Genomic DNA, 22,103 nt, shown 5'->3' with positions numbered 1-22,103 from the left:
GTTTCGTTCAACGGTTTACGCGAATTTATGCATAACTTTTCGGAATGTGCCCCAATTGAATAGGAAAACGGCTACTAGCAGCACGGCGTAGGCCACGAGCTGATGGGCAGTGATGCGTTCGTGGAAATGCACCACGGCTACCATAAAGGCGATGATGGGGTTGATGTAAATGAGGATGCCCACGGTGGATGATGATATGCCGTTGAGGGCATACATACTCATGTATAGTGGGATGATCGTGAAAATGACCGCGATGATGACAATGTTCAGCCAGAATTGGGGGGCTACGGGCAAGGGATGCTGCTGCCATAAGAGGAAGGGCAGGATCATCAGGCTGCATATCAGCAGTTGCACGGCCAGCACGGTGAGCTTATCAATGGCTTGGATGACGCGCTGCGTCACGAGGTACAGGGCATAGAAGGAGGCAATGCCCACCGACCAGCATACGTCTAGCAGGGAGCCGCGCGCCAGCATGATGACGCTGACCAATGCGATACCAATGCTGATCTTCTTGATGGTCGATAGGTCTTCCTTGAGGATGAGAAATCCGGCCAAGGTGGTCAGCAGCGGACAGACGAGGTAGGCGAAGGCGGCGGACTGGATGCTGACGTGGTTGACGGCGTAGATAAACGAAAACCAATTGCCCATGATGAGCAAGGAAGCGATCAGCGTGAGTCCTCCCAGCCGTTTCTGCTCGCGGTGCGGCAGCTGCACGATATGCTGCACATCGGCCCGCAGCTGACGCCGGCGGAAGATGAAAATAAATAACCAGATCAGGATCACCGAAGCGAAGATGCGGTAATACAGGATGTCTTCTGCCGGCCAGGCCTTGATCGCGCGGAGGGGAATGGACATAAAGCCCCACAGGGCAGCGGCGAAGAAGGCAGCGGAGAAATATTTTAAACGACCGTGCATTTATGCTTGATAGGCGATGACGGAAATTTCGACGTTGACGTTTTTCGGCAAACCGGCCACAGCCACGGTCTCCCGTGCAGGGGCCTGCTCGGTGAAGTACTCCGCGTAGACGGCGTTGACGGCGGCGAAGTCATCCATGTCCCGGAGGAAGATGGTCGTCTTGACTACGTCTGTGAAGCGGTAGCCCGCGGCGTCCAATACGGCTCTCACGTTGCGGAGTACCTGATGGGCTTCGTCTGCCACGGTGCCTTGGACGAGTTGTCCGGTTTCAGGCGACAGGGCGATTTGGCCGGATACATAGAGGGTGTTGCCCGCTTTGATGGCTTGATTGTAGGGGCCGATGGGGGCGGGTGCTTGCGTGGTGTTGATGATTTCGTTGGTCGTGGACATTGCAATGATGGTGAAAAGGTACGTACGGATGCGTCAGTTCGTTTTCATTCGAAAAAAAGGAGCGATATCACTTTGTACAGAATAGCCGCCAGGAACATGATGATGGCCGTTGCGTTTATCACATGCATGACCCGCAGATTGAAGCTGCTGGGCCTGTTGGGATCTTTTTTCCTGAAAAAGTACATCACGATACGAAGTTACGGTTGTCTGCGGAAAAAAACAACCACCCTGGAGACTTCCCCGGGTGGTTGAAAATTTTGATGGGCTTGATAGGTACTATCGCACTCGTTTCAACGCCCGCTCGGCACGTTTGTTGGCGGCGGTGATTTTGTAGTTGAACCACCGGTCCTTGAAAATCTTCCGCATCGTGTTGTCAAAGTTACGCGTGATGACCAAATTGCGGAATCCACGCCACTTATCGTATACCCTGGAGGGCAGCGCCCGCACGCTGATGGAATAGCCTTCGGTGACATACTGGATGTAATGCCAGTGCCCGGAAGGCATAAACAGCGTTTCGCCGGGATGGATCTCGGCCTCGTATCCGTCGAGGTACTTCAGCGCCGGAAACTTGTTGTAGTCCGGGTTTTTGATGTTGGCAATGCTGTGGAAATTGTAAGGCAACTTGTACAGCAGATCCGATTGTTCCAGCGGAAACAGCCAGATGCGCTTGACACCCTTATATTGCGTGATAAACACGTGTGACATGTCGATGTCAAAGTGGTTGCGGGTGCTGGACCCCTCGCCTCCGAAAAAGAGATAAGGCAGCCACTGCAGTACTTTTCCGCCGGTCACGTCGTTGTAAACCAAATCATGATTGAGCTCGGGCTTCAGTTTCATGAGGTTGAACAGGAAAATGCGCAAATCTGTCGGTTCGCGCTCGATCATGTCGAGGTATTCACTGAATTTCATCTTGGCAACGGGAGCGCTAGCGGCTCGATCATTGGACGCATCTTCCCTCCCATGCAACGAAATCACCGTATCTCCGGCTATTTCCTTGAAATAGTCATAATTCCACTTGGTCCATGCCGGACTGTCTTTGCTGACAAAGTCATCCATGATGACGGGTATACCTTTGTTAAGGTGGTTTTTAATGAAGTCAGCCGAACTAATCCCGGAGATCTTTTCTACTTTTTTGAGTTGCACGACTTAATATCTGTTTGTAAATTAATTGTTAACGTTAACTGCAAACTTATGAATTCTTCAAATCCACTACCCTTCTTTACATCAATTTTACATTTGCATTATAAAGAGGGCATCACTATTTACGTGCCAAAAAATAAAAGTGCCTTTTTTGCGTTGAATTGTCGCTGTCAGTACGACCAGAGATCCTCTTCGAAATCAACCAAACTCTTTTTGATGCGCTCTGCCTCATACAGACGCTCCAAACCGTTGTCGACATAATCACGTATCCGCAGGTCTTCCGGATTGGACTGTTTGACGATATAGCTTGAAAAAAGGCGTTTGATAAACACATCATCGTAGCTCAGGCCTGTGGCATCGTTGTGCCGGGAGGTGACTTCTTTATTGACGAAGATGTGCCGCGCTTCGGGAAAGTAAATCCAAAACGCCGGATAGGCGTCTGCACTGATGTCGGGAGCCCCATTGCCGGTATCTAGGCCGGTGACATCTGCCGGGATGTCTTCGGGCGCTACCTCCCCGCCGAAATCGCCTGTGCCGCCCGTGATTTCATCAAGCTTAGGCGTGACCAACGGGGCAATGCCGATGATACGGGGCTCGAATACCGAGCGCTGCTTGTCGAATATCCAGTCTTCCTTGATACGGTAGCGTACGACATCGTCGGGGTTGAACGCCGCCGCTTCGAAATGGGAGGCCACCACATTGCCGTTTTCGTCATACTCTTCCACCAATGTGCTGTCCGCGCCGAATCGACCCAGCACCTGGTCGGGTGCCAGCCGAGTCTTGAAGCTATCACCCGTAGGGTCTTCCTCCGTCGGCGTAGGGTCATAGGCGGTGAGTTCCCCTGCTAATACGGCATCCATGATGACATCGATGAGCCGCGACTTGGGAGAGGCATATAGGGTGTTCATCTTTTCGCGCACATCGAACTCCCGCCAAACGCGTTTGATATAGGCGACATCCGTAGGCCGTATCGTAGAATAAGGGATAACCTCGCGGTCCAGGATGTCCGACTTGACATAGTAACCGTCTACCGGCGGCTCTTCGGCCTGGGTAGGGCTGGTGCTATTGGAAAGGTTGCCCTGCTGGGCAGACGCAGTAAGCCCAACAACCATTGAAACGAAGAAACCATACACTTTCATAGCTGACCTCCTTGTACAAACTTAGATAAAATGCTTGGCATTTGCGCGTGTTATTAAAAAAATCAATTGACCCTGAATGATATGGGATCTAATTCTTGCTGTATGCCATCCGGCCCGACGGCAATGATGTTATAAAAGAACACGAAGGATCCGGGAGCCACCGAACCCATTGCATTTTGCATGGGACCCGAAAAGGTGCCGTTAGTGCCTTGGTATGGACCCATCGGGTCTACCCGCGGTTTCTGGATCAACATCGAAAACCGTGAAATGTTGAACTTGGCGTCAAACTCAAAGTCATCCAGCCCGGCGAAGATCCGGTTCTGCCCCTTGATCTGCGCGGCAGCAACAGCTCCACCCGACCGCCCGGCCACCTTGGCTTGGGGTTTGGGGATACGTTTTACGCGGAAGTTGGTCGAACCGAGGGACTGCGTTTTGTCGCCGATCTTGGCGGATACGCTGATGCTGGCCGTGCCGGGCTGCGTGACGCGGGCTACGTATTTGCCGGCAGAGCCCGAGACGGAGACGCCCTGGCCGCTCACGGCCAGGCTTTCCTTGGGAATACCTGGAGCAGACACCGAGATGGGGTTGTCTACGCCAATATACAGTACGTTCATCGCGTCTGGTGAGACCACAGCCGAGGGCCGTGCTACTTGGTAGCTCTGCGGAGCGGTTTGGTATTCCTTGACGGTGCCATCGGTCTGTTTGACCCGTATGGTGCCCGTCCAATTGAAGACCCCTTCTTTCGCCGTGTTGACAGAATAGGTGGCCTGCCCATCGGTCACGGGTAAGACACTGCCGCCGACGGATACCTCGGGGTTTGCCTTGGAGTCATATGCCGTGAGGAATACCTGCGCCGTGTAAGGCTGCCCCTGGATAACATAAGAAGAGGGTGCCACGGCTACGGCAGCAAACCGATCGAGGTTTACCACGGCCATGTCCATCTCGCCGAAGATATGTTTCACCACGGTGGCTTCGGCGTTTTTGACATCGGCTTTTATTTTCTCCAATGCCGTAATGGCAGCAGTGAGCGGTATCCCATCACCGAAGTTGGCTTGCTCCCAAGTCTTCTTGATGCCGCCCCGTGCTGGGGGATCCTGTGCATCGAGCGAAAAGGATACCTCATTGTTGGATAGCTGCATTAATTGCTGGCGGGTTTCGTTGATCAGGTCGCGTAGCCGTTGGGCCCGTTTTTCCTGTTGCTTGATCATGATACGCGGACTGATGCTGAGGTTGTCGCGCTTGCGGATATCGCCGGTGGCTTCATTCTGACCGCCGCCTTCCTGTTCGAGCAGCGTCTTGAGCGAATCAATATGCGTAGAAAGGTTGCTGGCCAGCTGGCTTGCCTGTTCGGCCCTGCTCAATATCGGTTTAGCCCGTTCGGGCTCATCTTTTAATTTGGTAGCACGGAAAGCGTTGAACATGTTGTCTATTCCTTCCTGGGTATTCTGGGTGGATGTGCCTAAACTGGTTGCGAGATTTTTAAAAGCGTCAAGCACTGAGTCACTGACGTTCAATGCGACCAATCCCAACAAAACCAGGTATAGGATACCCATCATTCGTTGCCTTGGTGTCTGTTTTCCTCCTGCCATTGTGTAATTTACTTGCTTAAGGTTGGGATTTCTAGTTCATCAATAAATTACACGCGGGGTTGGTTCATCGCCGCCAGCATATTGCCGTAAATAGCATTGAGCGAAGCCAGGCTCTTATTCAGGTGGCTTACATGTTCTTTAAGCTGTTGGGTATCGGAGGCAGATTCGCCAAAATTTTGCAGGGTTTTCGCAATACTGTCATAATGCTGGGTAATGCTTCTCAGCTTCTCGCCGGATTCCTTGAGCTCCAGTTCGTATACTGTGTTGAGCTGCTGCAGGTTGTTGGCCAGTTTGCCGACCTGCTCCTGGTAGGTCTTGGCATCGGTGCTGGCGTTGCCAATGTTGGCCAGGTCAGCCGAAGCTTTTTCGAAGGCGACATTCAGCCTGTCGAAGCCCACTGTGGCATTTTTCAACTTGTCTGTAAATTGCGAAGTGGCCAGTGAAGCGTCTGACACATTGGATATGGCCGCTACCTTGTCACCGAACGAACGCAGTCCATCGCCCAGCGTCCCGATCAGGTTAGGGCTGATCTGGGCGTCTTGCAGCATCTTGTCGAGCGCAGCGGTGGTGCCCACGTTGGCCACCGGCCGTGCCGATGCCTGGGGCAGTTCGCCCTGATAATCCTCCGCCAATTCGGGGTACACACGTGTCCAGTCTACATCTTGCTCCTCCGATTGAAAGCCGAGGAGGAAAAACAAAATGGCTTCCGTTCCAAGCCCCGCTATAATTAACCAATCGCCGGCGGGCCAGTGCTGCAGTTTAGCCATCAGCCCGATAATGACCACGGTTGCGCCCCATGAGACGATGTTGTTAATCCCTACCTTAAATTTACGTTTAGCTGCCATTGTGTTAAATAAGATGAATGTTCAATGTTGATTATGATGTTCTTGTTAGTTGTTCATAGGATCGACGCCCGGGAAGGCGGATACGCTTCTAAACCCGATATACGATTTGGACGTATCCTGGTATTCGTAGGCACGTGCAGAATTTTGGAGGAAATATCCGATATCTTTCCATGAACCGCCCCGCACTACCTTGCGTTGCAGGGATTGCGGATCGCCGGGTTTCGCATCATACCGATAGGTCGGGTTCATGTCATGTACAAATGACGATGCCGATTCGTTGAAGGAAGACGATGTCCACTCGGAGACATTGCCCGCCATGTTGTACAGGCCGAAATCGTTGGGGAAGTACGAATAGACGGGGGCGGTGTAGGCCGCGCCGTCGTCAATATAATTTCCTCGTCCGGGCTTGAAGTTGGCCATCAGGCAACCCTTGGCATTGCGGGCAGAGGGGCCTCCCCAAGGGTATTGTGAGCCGATCCGTCCGCCGCGGGCAGCATACTCCCATTCCGCTTCGGAGGGCAGCATATAGGGCTGCCGGATTTCACGGCCTCCGCCCTTACGGCTCTTCTGGTGGTTTTCAAAAAGCCGCGAACGCCAGGTATTAAATGCTTGCGCCTGCCGCCACGTCACACCCACCACGGGATATTCATCAAAAGACGGATGCGAGAAATACCCCTCTACCATGGGTTCGTTTTGGGCATAGCTGAAGTCATTGAGCCACACGGTGGTATCCGGATAGGCTAAAATGGTGTCGCGCCGGATAAAGTCTGACCGCGTCTTGGTAGGGTCGCTCTTGGCAGCGGTGGCCGCGCGCAGGTCATACCACTCGTAATGGTAGCGCAGCAGGCGGACATCAAGCTCATCCTTGCCGAAGATCCGGTCTTCTCCCTGGTAGTACATCTGCCGTGTGCGCTCGCGTACCGCCTGGTCTTTCGAGTTCCACAGCGAGCGTTTGCCGTTATTTACCTTGGACCAGTCGATATACCGCTCATTGGTGCCCTCGACCTGAACGAAGTAACTGTCGTCTTGCAGGTAGTTATAGATCATGATGGAATCGCGCACCCAGTTGACAAACTGCCTGTACTCGCTGTTGGATATTTCGGTGTCATCCATGTAGAATGAGGAGATCGTGACTTGCCTGTTCTGGGCGATCTGGGCAAAGGTGATGTCTTCGTCAGACTGACCCATGATGAAGGTGCCGCCGGGAACAAGCACCATGCCATGTGGTGTCTTGTTGGTCTTCAGCCGTTCACGTTTCACACCGACAAGCTCTCCCCCTCCCGACCGGCTGCAACCAGCGGCCATCGCAGCGAGCATGACAATGGATAGTATAGGTAAAAATCGTTTATTCATTTAGCTGTATTTATCGGTATGACAGGAACACATCGCATTTGATAAAAAACCCCATGATTATAACTCATTAACAACCGTACGTGCAAACCAAAGCCCTGCAACGTCGGCAGTTTGTGCTTGTCGCACAAAAGTACTTATCTTTCTGACATCGTCAAAATAGCGTTTCCAGTAGATGAACACGTGCTGCCCCAAGTGGGATAGCGGCCATAAATTTATTAAAAGAAATGGGATTTTCTTGACGAACGAAAAGAAATTTTAAAAAAGTTATTTGTTTACTATTTTGATGTACTGCTCCACCGCCATTGTCATGCTGGGGGCTTCCGGTGTAGGAGCCGCGATATCGAGGATAAGCTCCCGGTCGACGATCGCCTGATGGGTGCTGGGTCCGAAGGCGGCAAGGCGGGTGCTGTTTTGTTTGAAATCGGGGAAATTCTCGAATAACGACTGCACGCTGGAGGGACTGAAAAAGACGATGATGTCGTAGAAAACATCTTTCAGGTCAGAAAGATCGCTGACCACCGTGCGGAAGAGCACAGCCGGGGTGACGTTATAGCCGTTTTCCTGTAACCAATTAAAGGTTTCTTCATTGGCAACATCGGAACAGGGGTATAGAAATTTCTCTTTGGCATGTTTCTTCAGTACATCAGCCAGGTCCTTGGCGGTCTGCTTGCCGAAAAAGATCTTGCGCTTGCGGTATTGGATGTACTTTTGAAGGTAAAGGGCAATGGTTTCCGACAGGCAGAAATACTTCATGTCGGCGGGAACTTCGTAGCGCATTTCCTCACAGATACGGAAGAAATGATCGGCCGCATTGCGGCTGGTGAAGATGACCGCTGTGAAATCGGCGAGATTGACCCGCTGCTCTTTGCGCACGTCACGGGCAGGCACGCCTTCGACATGGATGAACGCCCTAAAGTCCAATTTCAGGTTGTACTTTTGTGCCAAAGCGAAGTACGGCGATTTTTCATTTTCGGGCTTAGGCAACGTTACTAAAATGCTTTTTACTTTCTTTGCTCTATCAGCTTCTGACACTTGCATGTTTTTTACGTTATTTATCGAGCACTTTAATTAAAATAAGTACCGGGGCGATTTCGAGGCAGCAAAGATACATAAATAAATAAAATTTCGAAAATCGATGGCTGGTCAATAGGTTGTTGGCGGTTTTGGCAAAGCGGAAAATGAACAATCCGAGCACAACGGCCAATGCCATCGGGATAAGCCAGGCCATATGGTGTTGGGGAACCAAGCTAAGCGCCAGTATAATGGGCAGAAATACCAGTGCTGCGTTGAAATAGCTGAGGTACAATATCGATACGTATTCGCGTACGATGCGTTGTATGTCAAAAACAAAACCCAGGAACCGGGTGACCAGGATCTTGAGGATGAATAGCAACATCACGAAAATCGATGTGCCAAAAAAAGTTTCCATGCCGCTATACGCGGTTCCCAGGTAGTAACGGTTGGTCAAATAGATAAACATCCCCAGCGCAAATCCGAACAGGATATACAGAAAGACAAAGGGCCATGAACTGTACAGCGTATCTTCCTTGTTGATCTGCAGCAGCATGCGGTCACTAAAAAATGCCTGAATGATGGATAGCACCTCGTTGGAGAAGGCTGCCCGTACGATGCCGAGAAACAGCAGCAACACGCCGATGGTGATCAAGATCCACCGCTCCCGGGAGGCTTTCGCTGCGTCGGGCGTTAGTTGCGCTTGCAAGGTGCCGGCAAACGCCAGCCAGCTGATGAAATCGCCATTTTCGACGACCACGATCTTGCGCAGGCTGTCGGCAAACCGGTTTGGCCTGCCGGGATCGGGCAATCCGATAAACTGCATGGTCAGCGAATCCTGTACATGCTTGATGGAATCGGCAAGCCGTCGTTTTTCGGCCAGCCGCGCTTGCCGAATCGAATCGCGCGCCACCTGAGCGGAAACCCTTCGGGGTTGGACCTGCTGCGGCTGTTCTTGTTGCGGTTGTTCTTGTTCCTGTCGCGGGGCCGCCGACGCTCTTCCTGAGGATAACCACACGGGGAGGATAATCAATAATGCAAAAAGAAACTTCATTGGCCCACGCATATTCGGCAAAGGTAGGGAAAAATGAAGAATTTAGTCTTTACAATTCCTTGATCTTGATATTCCTGAAACTCACCTTGTTGCCATGATCTTGCAAGAGGATATGCCCGCGTTCGGCTTGCCCGAAGTTGTCCCAATCTTTATACTTGCTGCCCGCAACGAGTTTTTTATAGTCGTCTGAACCGCGGACATACTGCACGACCTGTTCGCCGTTGAGGTAGTGGGTCACGGTATTATCTGGCCGGACGACCACCCGGCCCTTATTCCACTCGCCGATCTTGCGCAGCATACGGCCTGTCTTTTTTGCAGGGATGAGGTCATAGAGCGAGGCCAGCGTACGGTTGCCGTCCCGACCCATTTTCGCATCGGGGTGCCGTTCATCGTCCAGTACCTGATATTCCAGGCCGATGGCCGATCCGGTATTGTTTTCGGCGAGGGTGACGAAGTACTTGAGGCCGCTGTTGGCCCCTTCGGTGAGCTTGAATTCAAACGATAGATCAAATGCGGCATATTCCCCCACCGTGACGATATCCCCGCCATGGGTAGATTCACTCCCATCGGAAGGCAATACGGTAATGGCCCCATCGCTGATCTGCCAGCCCTTTTCGGGGAAGGCATCTTGGTAGGCGCCTACCCATCCGGCGTTGCTCTGCCCGTCGAACAACAGCTTGTAGCCATTTTTTGCCTCGCTGTCCGAGAGGTTGTTGGGCACCAAGTTAACGGTATAGACGTCCGCCGGAAATGCCTGCGGCTGCAGGTTTTCGGTTTGTATCCGGATGTTTTTAAAATACACTTTTTTGCCGGCCAACGATTCGTCGCCAATGCTGTGTACCTGCAATCCGATGAATCCCGTTGCATCAATGGTGTCGATCACATGGGCTGTGGGAACGCCGTTTACCCAGGTTTTGGTTTCGTTGCCGATGGCTTCGATGCGGATGTGATTAAAGTCATCCTTTTTATAAGCGGTCTTGGCTTGCTCATTCAGATCGAGCGGATACAGCCACCCCCTGCGGGCTTCATCATAGATGCCGCCGGTCCACGCCCGGGGTGCGGGATCGATCTCCACCTGCCTGCCGAAGATACGCCCCTTGCCATCGTTAGCCGCTTGGTCCAGGTGGCTGCGGGTCTGGATACCCGAGTTGGTGGTCTCGCCCTCCAGCTTCACGTCGAGCTCCAGGATGAAGTCGCCATACTCCTTTTCGGTGATGAGAAACGAATTGGGGGTGCCAGCGGTCATGGTGCCGACGATGGCGTCGTTTTCGACCGCATAGGGTGCCTCGCCGCCCATGCGTTTCCATCCGTTGAGGGTTTTGCCGTCAAAAAGAGACACCCAGCCATCGTTGGCCGTGGTGGTGCAGGCGATGAGGGCAGTGCCCGCCAAGCAATAAACAAGCAATGCACGAAGTTTCCGTTGGCTGCTGCGAAATGATGTGTCCATAAACCTATTGGTTAAGTGACCAAAAGCCTTAGCTTTGTGGTACGTAATTATAATTGATTTCTTGCTCAATTATAGGGATTTTTCAACGAAGCTGGACATATATCCTGCTTTTTTTACGAAAACGATGTCGTAAACATGGGTAAGCAAGCAGATCAGACAGCCAATTTTTTTGAACGGGTGTACCAACTCGTCCGCCAGATTCCCGAGGGGCGGGTTACCTCTTACGGTGCCATTGCCCGCGCGCTGGGCACGGCGGGATCATCCCGCATGGTGGGCTACGCCATGCGTGCGGCGCACACGGCATATCCGCCCATACCGGCGCACCGGGTGGTCAACCGCGCAGGTGTGCTCAGCGGCAAGCGCGCATTCGGCAGCCCCACATTGATGCAGCAGTTGCTTGAAAACGAAGGGGTGGAAGTACGCGATGATCAGGTGGTCGATTTTGAGCGGGTGTTCTGGGATCCCACGCCACCTCATACCGCCCGGTAGATATCCGGCAGCGTGCGTCCCATGCCGCTGAAATCCAACCCATACCCGACGACGAAGTCATTGCCTATCTCGAATCCGACGTAGGCAATGTTGTCAAACCGGTGCGTCATCGCATCGGGCTTAAGCAGCAAGGTACATACGGCGACAGCGGCCGGCTGCTGCGCATGCACGAGGTCGAGGGTATGCTTCAGCGAATGGCCGGTGTCCACGATATCTTCCACGATGACGACTTCACGCCCCCGGAGGTCAACATCCAGCCCCATAAGCTCGTCTACCTGCTCGCGCCGGGTGCTGCCGTCGTAAGACGATAGCTTGATGAAAGAGAGTTCGCAGGGGATGTTGATTTCCTTCATGAGATCAGCCATAAACATGAAGCAGCCATTGAGTACCCCCAAGAAGACCGGATGCTGGTGCTCATAGGTTACGTTGAGCTGTATGCCAATGAGCCGGATCCGTTTCTTGATTTGGTTATAATCGATGATGCGTTCAAATTCGCGATCGTTTATCATTACCTTCATGGATTTTCTTCCTGTTTTTTCTCCTTTCCGAAGACCCGCTCCAGCAGGCCCCGCACTTGCTCCAGCTCGGTTTCGAAGTCTGTCGGCGGTGTCCGCAATTGCAGGGTGTCGATAGCAGCTGGCCGGGCCGGACGCAGGGGTTCGCGTAGGCTTACTGCATAAAAGCCATAGCTGCCCGCGGTATCCGGCTGTGTGAGGCCTCGCCGGGCCATGATGTCGCCGATATAGTTGAAATAACGCACGATGTACGGCTTGAGGCTACCGTCGTAAGTGAACGAATATAGGCCCGTCTTGGGACGAGGCACGATGCTGGCCAGGTAGATGCCCTCCCCGATGCTGAGCTGCGAGGGGTGCTTGCCGAAATAATGGCGCGCCGCTTCGCCGATGCCGTAGACGTTGCGACCCCATTCGATGACGTTGAGGTATACCTCAAACATCCGGTCTTTGCTGACAGCCCGGGTGCTTTCCATCAGCCACACGATGAGGATTTCTTCCAGTTTCCGTACGACGGTTTTGTTACGGTTGAGGAAAACGTTCTTCACTAATTGCATGGAGATGGTGCTGCCCCCGCGTTTGAAGGCCTTTTCCTTGTAGTTGATGGCGATGGACGTCCGGATGGCTTCTTCTACAAACCCATTGTGTGTGAAAAACGAGGGGTCTTCCGTGGTGAGGACGGCGTTTTTGATGTTGGGCGATATCTGACTAAGGGGAACGTATGTTGGGTTTTCCGGACCGACGACGATGTCGCGCACGGGTTTTTCATCTTCGTAGGGCGTATAGACAAACGAGGTGTTGAGTTTGGGGACATTGGCCTTGCCCCAGGCGTTGACCTTGAAGTCGGTCTCCTTCATATTGGAGTTGAACTGCACACTATCCGGATTTTCGGTATCCAGAAAGGCTTCCAGCTGGTACTGAATATTACCGGAAACCCGTAGGCCTTCCAGCGATTCGAAAAGGCCTCGGGGAAACGCGTCGAACAAGTCCTGGGCTGCCATTTCAGGGGTTTCCACGGCAAATGCATACGTCTTCTTGGGGCCAGCGGTATAGCGGATGTACGGATGGAACTGTAATTTTTTGACGGTGACGGTCGATGTCTTGGAGAGCTCCACGTCCTGATCGCCCACCACCAGCTCGGCATCAATATGGGCATCGGGCACCACTACGTCTTTTTGCGCGATACGCCAATGATTGACGGTCAGGTTTTTGACGGCCCACTCTCCTTTGATGTGCAAAAATTCGTTGTTGGTCCAAAACACTTCGCGCAAGCGGGCTTCAATTGTGTCGAAGCTGAGCTTCAATCCAAACTTCCGTTCCAGCAGGGGCAGTGCGATCTGCTGCCCGTTGGCATGTACTTTTACGTATAGCTGGCGCTTGTTGGGATTCAGTTTTCCCGAAACCTGCCAAGCGGCTTTGTTGTCGTTGAGGAATACCGCCGAGGTGAGGTCGCCGTCGTCGATGTCGGCTTTGGGTACACTGATGCGCTGGCGGGTGCTGTCATCGCGGTAGGTGACCACGAAGTTGCGGAGCTCCATGTCTTTGGGGATCTTGTAGAGCACATTATTGAGCATGCGGTTGACGGCTTGGGCCATGTTGATGCCCGGTTTTTCTTCTCCAAGATCCGGCTCCTTCCGCTGAAGGGTGTCTCTCCCCTTGAAAACAAAATCATAATTGCTGATGCTGTCCTTTTTGACGAGCTGGATGAAGGCATCGTGGGCGCGCAAGCGACCGAACTTCACATCACCGGTGATCAGCGGAAGGAGGCGTACGCTAATGGATATGTTGTCGACACCCGCCAGCTGGTCCCGGCCGCGGGGCGTCGCCTTGACATTTTCCATGGTGACCGTCGTAAGCCCCGAAAAATAGGCCTTTCCGATGGATAGGTCTATTTGATAGTCATCCGCCATCTTGGATTGGATCCGCGCAATCGTTGAGGCGAGCAGCGACTCGCGCTTGTGGTATGCTACGGCAAACGCAATCGCCCCGATCACGAGTAACGCGCCGACGATGGCACCGCCAATGATCAATTGTTTTTTGGTGATTTTAGTAAAAAAACTGACGATACTGTTTATAAATTGCGCAAACATACGATTCCTGACAAAGCGGATTATCCGGCACCTAAATACGGGATAAATATCATTAAAAACAAAGATATGACAAGTTTGTGTTTCGCTTTCCTTAGTTTTGTACCGCTAAACAGCGATAAAGCGATGATCACGAAGGAACAAGTATTGCATGCACTGAGCCATGTCGAAGACCCCGATCTCAAGAAGGATCTGGTGACACTGAATATGATCAGGAATATGGAAATCACGCCGTCGAAGATCCGCTTTGATGTCGTGCTGACCACGCCTGCTTGCCCGATGAAGGGCCATATCGAGCACGCGTGCCGCAATGCCATTGCCCTTTTTGTCGATAAATCCATAGCGGTAGATATCAACATGACATCAAACGTGGTGGGTAAAGCGGGCAACCAGCTGCATAATATCAAAAACATCATACTCGTTGCATCGGGCAAGGGCGGCGTAGGCAAATCGACGGTGGCTGCCAACCTGGCATTGGCCTTGCAGGCCAAAGGGGCTAAAACCGGACTCATCGACGCGGATATTTACGGACCATCGCTGCCGATGATGTTCGGCTTAGAGGGCGCGCGCCCTCAGGCGTCCAAGACCGCCGATGGCAAGACGAAAATTGAGCCGATCGAGAAATATGGATTGAAATTGCTGTCGATCGGATTTTTTACCGACCCCAACCAGCCGGTGCCCTGGCGCGGCCCGATGGTCAGTACGGCCGTCAAGCAACTATTTAATGATGCCGATTGGGGTGAGCTGGACTACCTGGTGGTAGACCTGCCTCCCGGGACGGGTGATGTGCACATCACCGTGGCACAGAGCTTCCCGGTGTCCGGGGCGGTGATCGTAACCACCCCGCAAAATGTGGCGCTGGCGGATGCCGTGCGGGGCATCGGCATGTTCCTGATGGATTCGATCAACATCCCGCTGCTCGGCGTAGTGGAAAACATGGCATATTTCACACCTGCGGAACTGCCCGACCACAGGTACTATATCTTCGGCAAGGATGGTGGCAAGCGCCTGGCCGAGCGGTTCAACGCCCCGTTTCTGGGGGAGATCCCCTTGGTGAAGAGCATCAGCGACTCGGGTGATAGCGGCCTGCCAGTGATGATGGATGAGGATAACCCCGCTGCCGAAGCATTCCTGGAGATTGCTGGCAAGGTGGCGCAGCAATTGGCGATTGCGCAAGCTATAGTTTGATGAGTCGCTGCCGATAGGTAAGTTAAGCCGCTCCGGTTTTCGGCTGCCTACTCCGTTGCAATCCGTTGCCGTATGCCTGGCAGCGAACCGAAGCCACCTCCTTTCAACGTGCCCGCAGGGAATCTCCCTTTTGTGGTACTTTTGCGGTCAACCTGCGCAGCAAGCTTGAGGGCCATTGAAAACAAACAATTGCCGAAAAAAGTACCAAGGCCCAGTCGCGGCCAGCGACGGAAAAAACGCTTGCAGCAATAACACAAAAACCTTACCTTTGACTACAATGCTTTAGGGGTGCTCCCCGCCATAAAGGCGGGAGGCTGAGAATAACCCTCATAACCTGCTCAGGATAATACCTGCGAAGGGAAAAGTAACGGAATCCTCACACTTCATCGTGACTTCCCTAAGGCATAAACTGTACAATATGCCATGGAAGTAACGATCAATCAGCAACTCATTACACTCAATCCGCAAAGTACGCTTGCACAAGCGTTGCAGGACTATGGCGTATCGCATATCAGGGGTATCGCGATCGCCGTAAATGACGCCGTCATCCCCCAACGACAGTGGGACACGACGGTGTTGCATCCCAATGATCGCATGATCATCATCAAAGCCGCGCAAGGCGGCTGATCGTCCATCCGCCCGGAGACGATATGGTAAAACCCGATGAATGAAGCCATTAAAAAAATAGATGACGAATGAAAACTGAAAAATTGCCCAACGAAGCGTCCATCACCCGTACGCCTTTCCCGAATTCGACGAAAATCTATGTAAAGGGAAACCTGCATGATATCCGCGTGCCCATGCGGGAGATTGCGCTTTCAAAAACCACGGACCGCTTCCGAAATGCGGTGGAAGAAAATCCGCCGGTGACGGTGTATGATACCAGTGGGCCGTATACCGACCCCACGGCGGACATCGAGGTCAGGCGGGGTCTATCCCGTATCCGCACCCCGTGGATCGCCGCACGGCAGGATACGGAGGAGCTGCCGGAGATCACCTCCGTGTACGGCCGATCGCGGCTTGCCGACCCGGCATTGACGGACCTCCGGTTTGCCCACGCGGCCAAGCCGCTGCGGGCCAAGGCTGGGAAAAATGTATCGCAGATGCATTATGCGCGTCAGGGGATCATCACGCCGGAGATGGAGTTTGTCGCTATCCGCGAAAACCAGCGATTGGAAGCGTGTTACCGCAAGGATAATGCGATGTGGCAGCAGCACAAGGGACTCAATTTTGGGGCTTATGCGCATCAGGGATGGATTACGCCCGAGTTTGTCAGGCAAGAGATCGCATCGGGCCGGGCGGTGTTGCCGGCCAATATCAATCACCCGGAAACCGAGCCCATGATCATCGGCCGCAATTTCCTCGTGAAAATCAATGCCAATATCGGCAACTCGGCGGTGACGTCGAGCATCGAAGAGGAGGTCGAAAAGATGGTATGGGCCATCCGCTGGGGGGCCGATACGGTGATGGACCTCTCTACCGGGAAGAACATACACGAGACCCGTGAGTGGATCATCCGCAACGCCCCGGTGCCCATCGGCACAGTGCCCATCTACCAGGCACTGGAGAAAGTAAATGGCAAAGCAGAAGAATTGACATGGGAGATTTTCAGGGATACGCTCATCGAGCAGGCCGAGCAAGGGGTTGATTATTTCACCATCCATGCGGGCGTGCGCCTGCCCTATATACCGCTGACCGCCAAACGGGTCACAGGCATTGTCTCCCGCGGGGGATCTATCATGGCCAAATGGTGCCTGGCGCATCATCAGGAAAGCTTCCTGTATACCCACTTTGCGGAAATCTGCGAGCTCATGAAGCAATATGATGTGGCCTTCTCGCTCGGCGATGGCTTGCGCCCCGGCTCCATCGCCGATGCGAATGACGAAGCGCAGTTTGCTGAGCTGGAAACCCTCGGCGAGCTTACCGATATCGCGTGGCAGCACGATGTGCAGGTGATGATCGAGGGACCGGGCCATGTGCCTATGCACATGATCAAAGCCAATATGGACAAGCAACTGGCCGTGTGCAAGGAGGCGCCCTTCTATACGTTGGGTCCGCTGACCACGGATATCGCGCCGGGCTATGACCACATCACCTCGGCCATCGGCGCTGCCATGATCGGCTGGTTTGGCACCGCTATGCTGTGCTATGTGACGCCCAAGGAGCACCTGGGGCTGCCCAACAAGAAGGACGTCAAAGATGGGGTGATCACCTATAAGATCGCGGCGCATGCTGCGGACCTGGCCAAAGGGCATCCCGGGGCGCAGCACCGGGACAATGCCATGAGCAAGGCACGGTTTGAGTTTCGCTGGGAAGATCAGTTCAACCTGGCGCTCGACCCGGATACAGCGCGGGAGTACCACGACGAGACACTGCCCGCTGAAGGGGCTAAGACGGCCCACTTTTGCAGCATGTGCGGTCCGCATTTCTGCAGCATGAAGATCACGCAGGATGTGCGGGACTATGCGCAGGCGAAAGGGGTGGAGGGCACTGATGCGCTGGCAAAGGGGATGGATGAGAAAGCGCGGGAGTTCAGGGAAAATAATTTTGAACTGTACTCCTGATCGGAAGACATGCAATTGGTGGTCATTACACGGCACAATTTTTTTGACGGCGAAGCCGCGGTGCTGAACTGCCTGTTCGAAGCGGAGTTGCCGATACTCCACCTCCGCAAGCCGCAGGCAAGCGCCCATGCGATACGTGCCCTGCTGCGGAAGGTTGATGCCGGTTTCCATCGGCGCATCATCGTCCACGGTCACGCCGCATTGCGCGGGGAGTTTGATCTGCTGGGCGTGCACCTCCCGCTGGGGCTACTGCTTGAACAGGGGAAGCGGGCCGATGTGGGGCAGGTTTCCTGCTCGACGCACACTGGTGCCGAAGCCTCCGCTGCTGCGCAGGTAGCCGACCGGGCGTTTGTGAGCCCGGTGTTTGACAGCATCTCCAAAAGGGGCTACCTGGGCAATGCGCTGTTGCTCGATATCCCTAAGCCGATGGGCAAGCTGGCGTTGGTAGCACTGGGCGGGATCACGCCCGAACGATTGCTTACCGTACATCAGCATGGCTTTAAGGCCGCCGCCCTGATGGGCTATATCTGGGAGGACGGGCGTCCGCTGAAATCGTTCAGCACTTGCCAAGCGGTGGCGACACATTTAAATAACACGATATGAACGCGATAGAATCCTTTCACTACATTACGGACCCGCGGGATGGTTACCCGGTCGTCCAGCAGGCAGAAGATGTCTGCCGGGGCGGCTGCCGCTGGGTACAGCTGCGCATGAAACAGGCCAGCACCGGGGAACGGACGGCCGATGCGCAGGAGATGCTGCCGGTGCTGAGGCGATACGGTGCGAAGCTGATCATCAACGATGATGTCGCCGTGCTTAATGAAGTGGATGCCGACGGCGTGCACCTGGGGGCGGAAGATATGCATCCCTTGGAGGCCAGAAAGTTACTGGGTCCTGATAAGATCATCGGCTGCACCGCCAATACGCTGGATGACGTATTGCGGCTGAGCGAGTATGATATCAACTATATCGGGTTGGGCCCTTTTCGCTTCACCGCGACGAAGGAAAAGCTCCGCCCCGTATTGGGTGGCGAGGGCATTCACCGGATTGTTGCTGCGGCGAAGGTACAGGGTATCCGCATCCCCATCATCGCCATTGGCGGGATTACGTCCGGAGACGTCAGCAGGCTGATGAATACGGGAATAGCCGGCGTTGCGGTTTCCAACGCCATACACGCGGCCATAGACCGGTCGGCAGCATGCCGAGCCATCCTCGCGCAACTGACCGCCAACCACCCATCACCGGTCACAGACCACCCATCACCGGTCACAGACCACCCATCACCGGTCACCCATCACCGGTCACAGACCACTAACCACCCATAAAATGGATACACTGAAAATAGCCGATCGGGTTTTTTCATCCCGCTTGTTTGCGGGAACGGGTAAATTCGGTAACCATCAGACGATGGAAGAGGCCCTGCTGGCGTCGGGCACCGAGCTGGTGACTGTCGCGCTGAAACGCGTGCACCATGCCGCTGAAGAAGATACCCTGCTGGGGCACTTAAACCACCGACACATCCGCCTGCTGCCCAATACATCGGGCGTGCGTCATGCTAGGGAAGCGGTATTTGCGGCCCAGCTGGCGCGGGAGGCGCTGGAAACCAACTGGCTGAAATTGGAGATCCACCCCGATCCGAAATACCTCATGCCCGATCCCATAGCGACCTTGGCCGCGGCGGAGCAACTGGTGAAGCTGGGATTTGTGGTAATGCCTTATTGCCATGCCGACCCGGTGCTGTGCAAACGCTTGGAAGAGGTGGGCGTGGCCGCGGTGATGCCGCTGGGAGCGCCTATCGGCAGCAACAAAGGACTGGCCATGCGGGAGATGCTGCAGATCATTGTCGATCAGGCCAATGTGCCGGTGATCGTAGACGCGGGCATCGGCGCACCCAGCCATGCGGCGGAGGCGATGGAGCTCGGGGCGGATGCTGTACTGGTCAATACAGCCATGGCTACCGCGGGCGATCCGGTGGCGATGGCCGAGGCATTCAAATGGGCTGTGCAGGCGGGGCGGCAGGCTTTTGTAGCGGGATTAGCGGGACAACAGGCCGCGGCGGCACCTACCAGTCCGCTGACGGCGTTTCTGGAGGGAGACGTGAGACAACAGACGTGAGACAAGAGACAGGAGACATCAGACATGAGACATTAGACAGGAGATATGTTTACGCCGATATTCAATCAATACCACTGGGATGAGGAGCTACAGTCCATCTATGGGATGACTGATGGGGATGTGCGGCGTGCGTTGGCGAACCGGGGGTCGCGCAGTTTGGCCGATTTTAAAGCGCTGGTTTCACCGGCTGCGGCACCGTACTTGGAGCAAATGGCGGCCATGAGCCAGCGGGCGACGCAGCAGCGCTTCGGCAAGACTATCCAGCTGTATGCGCCCCTGTATCTCTCAAACGAATGTCAAAACATCTGCACTTATTGCGGATTCAGCTTGGATAACCAGATCCCGAGGAAGACGTTGACGACCGTGGAGCTCGTGGCGGAACTGCTCGCGGTGAAGGCAATGGGCTACCAGCACATCCTGCTGGTCACGGGCGAGGCGCAGCAACTGGTGGGGATGCCTTATTTCCGCAGGATACTGCCCTTGGTGCGGCAGCATTTCCAGCAGGTCGCCATGGAGGTGCAGCCGTTGGATGAGGCGGACTATGCCGAGTTGCATGCCTTGGGTGTGAATACGGTGCTCGTTTATCAGGAAACGTATCACCGGGACGACTACCGCAAGCATCACCCCAAAGGGAAGAAAGCCAATTTTGATTACCGGCTGGAATGCCCTGATCGCATCGGCAGGGCAGGCATCCATAAAATGGGCATCGGCGCCCTGCTCGGTTTGGATGATTGGCGGACAGATAGCTTCTTTGCGGCGCTGCACCTGCAATACCTCGAAAAGACGTATTGGCAGAGTAAGTTTTCGGTTTCATTCCCTCGCCTGCGCCCGCATGTTGGCGGCCTGCAACCCAAGTCGGTCATCACGGATCGGGAACTGGTGCAGCTGATCTGTGCATGGCGGCTATTCAACGGCGAGGTGGAACTGTCCATGTCAACCCGCGAAAGCCAGACCTTCCGTGACAACATCATCAAACTGGGCATCACCTCCATCAGCGCCGGATCGAAGACCAATCCGGGCGGGTATACCGTGGAACCGCAGAGCTTGGAGCAGTTTGAGATCGACGACCGGCGCAGTCCCGCAGCGGTGGCACAGGCGATCAAGGATGCGGGATATGAACCGGTTTGGAAAGACTGGGATCGGGCGTTGCAATTGTAAGCAAAATCTCTTAAGTTTGTAAGACCTAGGCGCTCGAAAAAACGGTAGGCTTGATCGGAAGGAGTATCAAATGACGCAACGGCTCTCCAAGGTGGAGGAACATTATTTTGACCGCCACCTGAAATTGGCTGGCTTTGGTAGGGCGGGGCAGCAGCGGCTCAGGGATGCCCGTGTGTTGGTGGTCGGTGCCGGAGGGTTAGGCTGCCCGGTGCTGCAGTACCTGGCTACGGCAGGGGTAGGGCATATCGGCATCGTCGACCCCGACACGGTAAGCTATCACAATTTGCACCGGCAGGTGCTGTACACACCCGAAGATGTGGGAAAAGGCAAAGCGGAAACGGCCGTGCGGAAGCTGTGGATACAGCAGCCTCTGGGGCGTGTCGTTGCCTACACGGAAGCGTTTTGTGAACGCAATGCATTAGAACTCCTGGATGGCTATGATCTGGTCATCGATGGTACCGATAATTTCGAAACACGCTACGTGGTCAACGATGCCTGTGTGATCATGAACCTGCCCTTCGTGTCGGGTGCGATCGACCGCTATACGGGACAGATTTCGGTATTCAACTACCGCGGCGGACCGACCTACCGTTGCCTGTACCCCGAGCCGCCGACGATGTGCGGCTCGTGCGCCATCGATGGTGTGCTCAATATCTTGCCGGGCATCGTGGGGACGCTCATGGCCAACGAGGCGCTCAAAGTGCTGGGGGGCTATGGCGAGGTGCTGTCGGGCAAATTGCTTCTGGTGGATATTAGCGGCAATGGCTACCAGTTGTTCACGTTTTCGGCCATCGAGGAGAATAGGCACATTCAGACATTGCAGCCATCGTATCGATCGGCCCGAGAAGAGGTCGCGGCCACCAAAACCACGGCCCTGCCAGCCGATGCCTTGCTGGTGGATGTGCGTGAACCTTGGGAATATGAGGAAGGGCATGTGGAATCCCATATCAACATCCCCCTGTATGAATTGCCCGCCCGTGTGGACGAATGGGCGGTCTCGGGGCGTCCGGTCGTGTTTTTCTGCGTTTCCGGCGAGCGGAGCCGCATGGCTGTGAAGCTGGCCAAGCAGCACGGGATAGCGGCGCAAGCGCAGGGGCTGCAATAGCA

22 protein-coding genes and 1 riboswitch are annotated in these 22,103 nt (G+C 54.3%); of the genes, 9 read left to right on the top strand and 13 right to left on the bottom strand.

Going from position 1 to position 22,103, the window contains the following annotated elements; genetic code table 11:
- Positions 1 to 15: 15 nt before the first annotated feature.
- The 11 genes from ACMGDE_RS12140 to ACMGDE_RS12090 form a co-directional block, all read right to left on the bottom strand.
- Complete coding sequence (locus ACMGDE_RS12140) at positions 16 to 915, bottom strand: EamA family transporter (RefSeq protein WP_436833054.1); 900 nt, start codon at positions 913 to 915, stop codon at positions 16 to 18.
- Positions 916 to 1,305, bottom strand: coding sequence for a RidA family protein (locus ACMGDE_RS12135; protein WP_436833053.1), 390 nt, complete (start codon positions 1,303 to 1,305; stop codon positions 916 to 918). It abuts the gene before it with no gap.
- Between the two features lie 44 nt (positions 1,306 to 1,349).
- On the bottom strand, positions 1,350 to 1,490 hold the full coding sequence (locus ACMGDE_RS12130) for a DUF6728 family protein (protein ID WP_436833052.1): 141 nt from the start codon (positions 1,488 to 1,490) through the stop codon (positions 1,350 to 1,352).
- A 91-nt stretch (positions 1,491 to 1,581) separates the two neighbouring features.
- Entirely contained in the window at positions 1,582 to 2,448 is an 867-nt protein-coding gene (locus ACMGDE_RS12125; RefSeq protein WP_436833051.1) for a cupin-like domain-containing protein, read from the bottom strand.
- A gap of 167 nt (positions 2,449 to 2,615) precedes the next feature.
- A complete protein-coding gene (gene porN, locus ACMGDE_RS12120) occupies positions 2,616 to 3,584 on the bottom strand; it encodes a type IX secretion system ring subunit PorN/GldN (protein ID WP_436833050.1) in 969 nt (322 codons plus the stop codon).
- Positions 3,585 to 3,646: 62 nt separating this feature from the next.
- Complete coding sequence (gene porM, locus ACMGDE_RS12115; protein WP_436833049.1) at positions 3,647 to 5,173, bottom strand: type IX secretion system motor protein PorM/GldM; 1,527 nt, start codon at positions 5,171 to 5,173, stop codon at positions 3,647 to 3,649.
- Between the two features lie 47 nt (positions 5,174 to 5,220).
- Positions 5,221 to 6,018 (bottom strand): type IX secretion system motor protein PorL/GldL, encoded by a 798-nt coding sequence (gene porL, locus ACMGDE_RS12110; protein ID WP_436833048.1) that lies wholly within the window; start codon positions 6,016 to 6,018, stop codon positions 5,221 to 5,223.
- A 45-nt stretch (positions 6,019 to 6,063) separates the two neighbouring features.
- Positions 6,064 to 7,371, bottom strand: coding sequence for a T9SS ring complex lipoprotein PorK/GldK (gene porK / locus ACMGDE_RS12105; protein WP_436833047.1), 1,308 nt, complete (start codon positions 7,369 to 7,371; stop codon positions 6,064 to 6,066).
- A gap of 264 nt (positions 7,372 to 7,635) precedes the next feature.
- Positions 7,636 to 8,409: a uroporphyrinogen-III synthase gene (locus tag ACMGDE_RS12100; protein ID WP_436833046.1), complete on the bottom strand. Its 774-nt coding sequence runs from the start codon at positions 8,407 to 8,409 to the stop codon at positions 7,636 to 7,638.
- 10 nt (positions 8,410 to 8,419) lie between these two features.
- Positions 8,420 to 9,436, bottom strand: a complete 1,017-nt coding sequence (locus tag ACMGDE_RS12095; protein WP_436833045.1) for a DUF4271 domain-containing protein — start codon at positions 9,434 to 9,436, stop codon at positions 8,420 to 8,422.
- Between the two features lie 49 nt (positions 9,437 to 9,485).
- The gene (locus ACMGDE_RS12090; protein ID WP_436833044.1) at positions 9,486 to 10,883 is read right to left on the bottom strand and encodes a 3-keto-disaccharide hydrolase; all 1,398 of its coding nucleotides are present in this window, start codon (positions 10,881 to 10,883) and stop codon (positions 9,486 to 9,488) included.
- A gap of 135 nt (positions 10,884 to 11,018) precedes the next feature.
- On the opposite strand from ACMGDE_RS12090, the gene ACMGDE_RS12085 reads away from it, so the two are divergent.
- The gene (locus tag ACMGDE_RS12085; protein WP_436833043.1) at positions 11,019 to 11,372 is read left to right on the top strand and encodes an MGMT family protein; all 354 of its coding nucleotides are present in this window, start codon (positions 11,019 to 11,021) and stop codon (positions 11,370 to 11,372) included.
- Here the strand turns inward: ACMGDE_RS12085 and hpt are convergent.
- Together hpt and ACMGDE_RS12075 are read right to left on the bottom strand one after the other, a co-directional pair.
- Positions 11,357 to 11,890 carry a hypoxanthine phosphoribosyltransferase gene (gene hpt / locus ACMGDE_RS12080; RefSeq protein ID WP_436833042.1) on the bottom strand — a complete coding sequence of 178 codons (534 nt, stop codon included), beginning with the start codon at positions 11,888 to 11,890 and terminating at the stop codon, positions 11,357 to 11,359. The genes ACMGDE_RS12085 and hpt overlap by 16 nt on opposite strands.
- Positions 11,887 to 13,974, bottom strand: a complete 2,088-nt coding sequence (locus ACMGDE_RS12075; RefSeq protein ID WP_436833041.1) for a transglycosylase domain-containing protein — start codon at positions 13,972 to 13,974, stop codon at positions 11,887 to 11,889. Before ACMGDE_RS12075 ends, hpt begins: the two co-directional genes overlap by 4 nt.
- Positions 13,975 to 14,097: 123 nt before the next feature.
- On the opposite strand from ACMGDE_RS12075, the gene ACMGDE_RS12070 reads away from it, so the two are divergent.
- From ACMGDE_RS12070 to ACMGDE_RS12035, 8 genes are all read left to right on the top strand, one after another.
- Positions 14,098 to 15,159 (top strand): Mrp/NBP35 family ATP-binding protein, encoded by a 1,062-nt coding sequence (locus ACMGDE_RS12070; RefSeq protein WP_436833040.1) that lies wholly within the window; start codon positions 14,098 to 14,100, stop codon positions 15,157 to 15,159.
- Positions 15,160 to 15,433: 274 nt separating this feature from the next.
- A riboswitch (TPP riboswitch) is annotated at positions 15,434 to 15,537 on the top strand.
- 45 nt (positions 15,538 to 15,582) lie between these two features.
- Positions 15,583 to 15,786, top strand: coding sequence for a sulfur carrier protein ThiS (gene thiS, locus ACMGDE_RS12065; RefSeq protein WP_436833039.1), 204 nt, complete (start codon positions 15,583 to 15,585; stop codon positions 15,784 to 15,786).
- A 68-nt stretch (positions 15,787 to 15,854) separates the two neighbouring features.
- Positions 15,855 to 17,723 carry a phosphomethylpyrimidine synthase ThiC gene (gene thiC, locus ACMGDE_RS12060; protein ID WP_436833038.1) on the top strand — a complete coding sequence of 623 codons (1,869 nt, stop codon included), beginning with the start codon at positions 15,855 to 15,857 and terminating at the stop codon, positions 17,721 to 17,723.
- A 9-nt stretch (positions 17,724 to 17,732) separates the two neighbouring features.
- Positions 17,733 to 18,326, top strand: a complete 594-nt coding sequence (locus ACMGDE_RS12055) for a thiamine phosphate synthase (RefSeq protein ID WP_436833037.1) — start codon at positions 17,733 to 17,735, stop codon at positions 18,324 to 18,326.
- Positions 18,323 to 19,048: a thiamine phosphate synthase gene (locus tag ACMGDE_RS12050; protein ID WP_436833036.1), complete on the top strand. Its 726-nt coding sequence runs from the start codon at positions 18,323 to 18,325 to the stop codon at positions 19,046 to 19,048. The genes ACMGDE_RS12055 and ACMGDE_RS12050 overlap by 4 nt, the downstream gene beginning before the upstream one ends.
- Before the next feature lies 1 nt (position 19,049).
- Positions 19,050 to 19,838 carry a thiazole synthase gene (locus ACMGDE_RS12045; RefSeq protein WP_436833035.1) on the top strand — a complete coding sequence of 263 codons (789 nt, stop codon included), beginning with the start codon at positions 19,050 to 19,052 and terminating at the stop codon, positions 19,836 to 19,838.
- 45 nt (positions 19,839 to 19,883) lie between these two features.
- Positions 19,884 to 20,996, top strand: coding sequence for a 2-iminoacetate synthase ThiH (gene thiH / locus ACMGDE_RS12040; protein WP_436833034.1), 1,113 nt, complete (start codon positions 19,884 to 19,886; stop codon positions 20,994 to 20,996).
- 70 nt (positions 20,997 to 21,066) lie between these two features.
- Positions 21,067 to 22,101: a ThiF family adenylyltransferase gene (locus tag ACMGDE_RS12035; RefSeq protein ID WP_436833033.1), complete on the top strand. Its 1,035-nt coding sequence runs from the start codon at positions 21,067 to 21,069 to the stop codon at positions 22,099 to 22,101.
- Positions 22,102 to 22,103: the final 2 nt, after the last annotated feature.

This window comes from Parapedobacter brassicae (genome assembly GCF_051400755.1).
In the GTDB taxonomy this organism is placed as follows: domain Bacteria; phylum Bacteroidota; class Bacteroidia; order Sphingobacteriales; family Sphingobacteriaceae; genus Parapedobacter.
This window is presented reverse-complemented; position numbering and strand designations above follow the sequence as displayed.

What these genes read in the sequence shown, in the direction of transcription:
- ACMGDE_RS12130 (WP_436833052.1), bottom strand. Translation starts at nt 1,490, where the DNA reads ATGTACTTTTTCAGGAAAAAAGATCCCAACAGGCCCAGCAGCTTCAAT.
- thiC (WP_436833038.1), top strand. Translation starts at nt 15,855, where the DNA reads ATGAAAACTGAAAAATTGCCCAACGAAGCGTCCATCACCCGTACGCCT.
- ACMGDE_RS12045 (WP_436833035.1), top strand. Translation starts at nt 19,050, where the DNA reads ATGGATACACTGAAAATAGCCGATCGGGTTTTTTCATCCCGCTTGTTT.
- hpt (WP_436833042.1), bottom strand. Translation starts at nt 11,890, where the DNA reads ATGAAGGTAATGATAAACGATCGCGAATTTGAACGCATCATCGATTAT.
- ACMGDE_RS12095 (WP_436833045.1), bottom strand. Translation starts at nt 9,436, where the DNA reads ATGAAGTTTCTTTTTGCATTATTGATTATCCTCCCCGTGTGGTTATCC.
- porL (WP_436833048.1), bottom strand. Translation starts at nt 6,018, where the DNA reads ATGGCAGCTAAACGTAAATTTAAGGTAGGGATTAACAACATCGTCTCA.
- ACMGDE_RS12100 (WP_436833046.1), bottom strand. Translation starts at nt 8,409, where the DNA reads ATGCAAGTGTCAGAAGCTGATAGAGCAAAGAAAGTAAAAAGCATTTTA.
- ACMGDE_RS12035 (WP_436833033.1), top strand. Translation starts at nt 21,067, where the DNA reads ATGACGCAACGGCTCTCCAAGGTGGAGGAACATTATTTTGACCGCCAC.
- porN (WP_436833050.1), bottom strand. Translation starts at nt 3,584, where the DNA reads ATGAAAGTGTATGGTTTCTTCGTTTCAATGGTTGTTGGGCTTACTGCG.
- thiS (WP_436833039.1), top strand. Translation starts at nt 15,583, where the DNA reads ATGGAAGTAACGATCAATCAGCAACTCATTACACTCAATCCGCAAAGT.
- ACMGDE_RS12070 (WP_436833040.1), top strand. Translation starts at nt 14,098, where the DNA reads ATGATCACGAAGGAACAAGTATTGCATGCACTGAGCCATGTCGAAGAC.
- porM (WP_436833049.1), bottom strand. Translation starts at nt 5,173, where the DNA reads ATGGCAGGAGGAAAACAGACACCAAGGCAACGAATGATGGGTATCCTA.
- ACMGDE_RS12140 (WP_436833054.1), bottom strand. Translation starts at nt 915, where the DNA reads ATGCACGGTCGTTTAAAATATTTCTCCGCTGCCTTCTTCGCCGCTGCC.
- ACMGDE_RS12050 (WP_436833036.1), top strand. Translation starts at nt 18,323, where the DNA reads ATGAACGCGATAGAATCCTTTCACTACATTACGGACCCGCGGGATGGT.
- ACMGDE_RS12075 (WP_436833041.1), bottom strand. Translation starts at nt 13,974, where the DNA reads ATGTTTGCGCAATTTATAAACAGTATCGTCAGTTTTTTTACTAAAATC.
- porK (WP_436833047.1), bottom strand. Translation starts at nt 7,371, where the DNA reads ATGAATAAACGATTTTTACCTATACTATCCATTGTCATGCTCGCTGCG.
- thiH (WP_436833034.1), top strand. Translation starts at nt 19,884, where the DNA reads ATGTTTACGCCGATATTCAATCAATACCACTGGGATGAGGAGCTACAG.
- ACMGDE_RS12135 (WP_436833053.1), bottom strand. Translation starts at nt 1,305, where the DNA reads ATGTCCACGACCAACGAAATCATCAACACCACGCAAGCACCCGCCCCC.
- ACMGDE_RS12090 (WP_436833044.1), bottom strand. Translation starts at nt 10,883, where the DNA reads ATGGACACATCATTTCGCAGCAGCCAACGGAAACTTCGTGCATTGCTT.
- ACMGDE_RS12055 (WP_436833037.1), top strand. Translation starts at nt 17,733, where the DNA reads ATGCAATTGGTGGTCATTACACGGCACAATTTTTTTGACGGCGAAGCC.
- ACMGDE_RS12085 (WP_436833043.1), top strand. Translation starts at nt 11,019, where the DNA reads ATGGGTAAGCAAGCAGATCAGACAGCCAATTTTTTTGAACGGGTGTAC.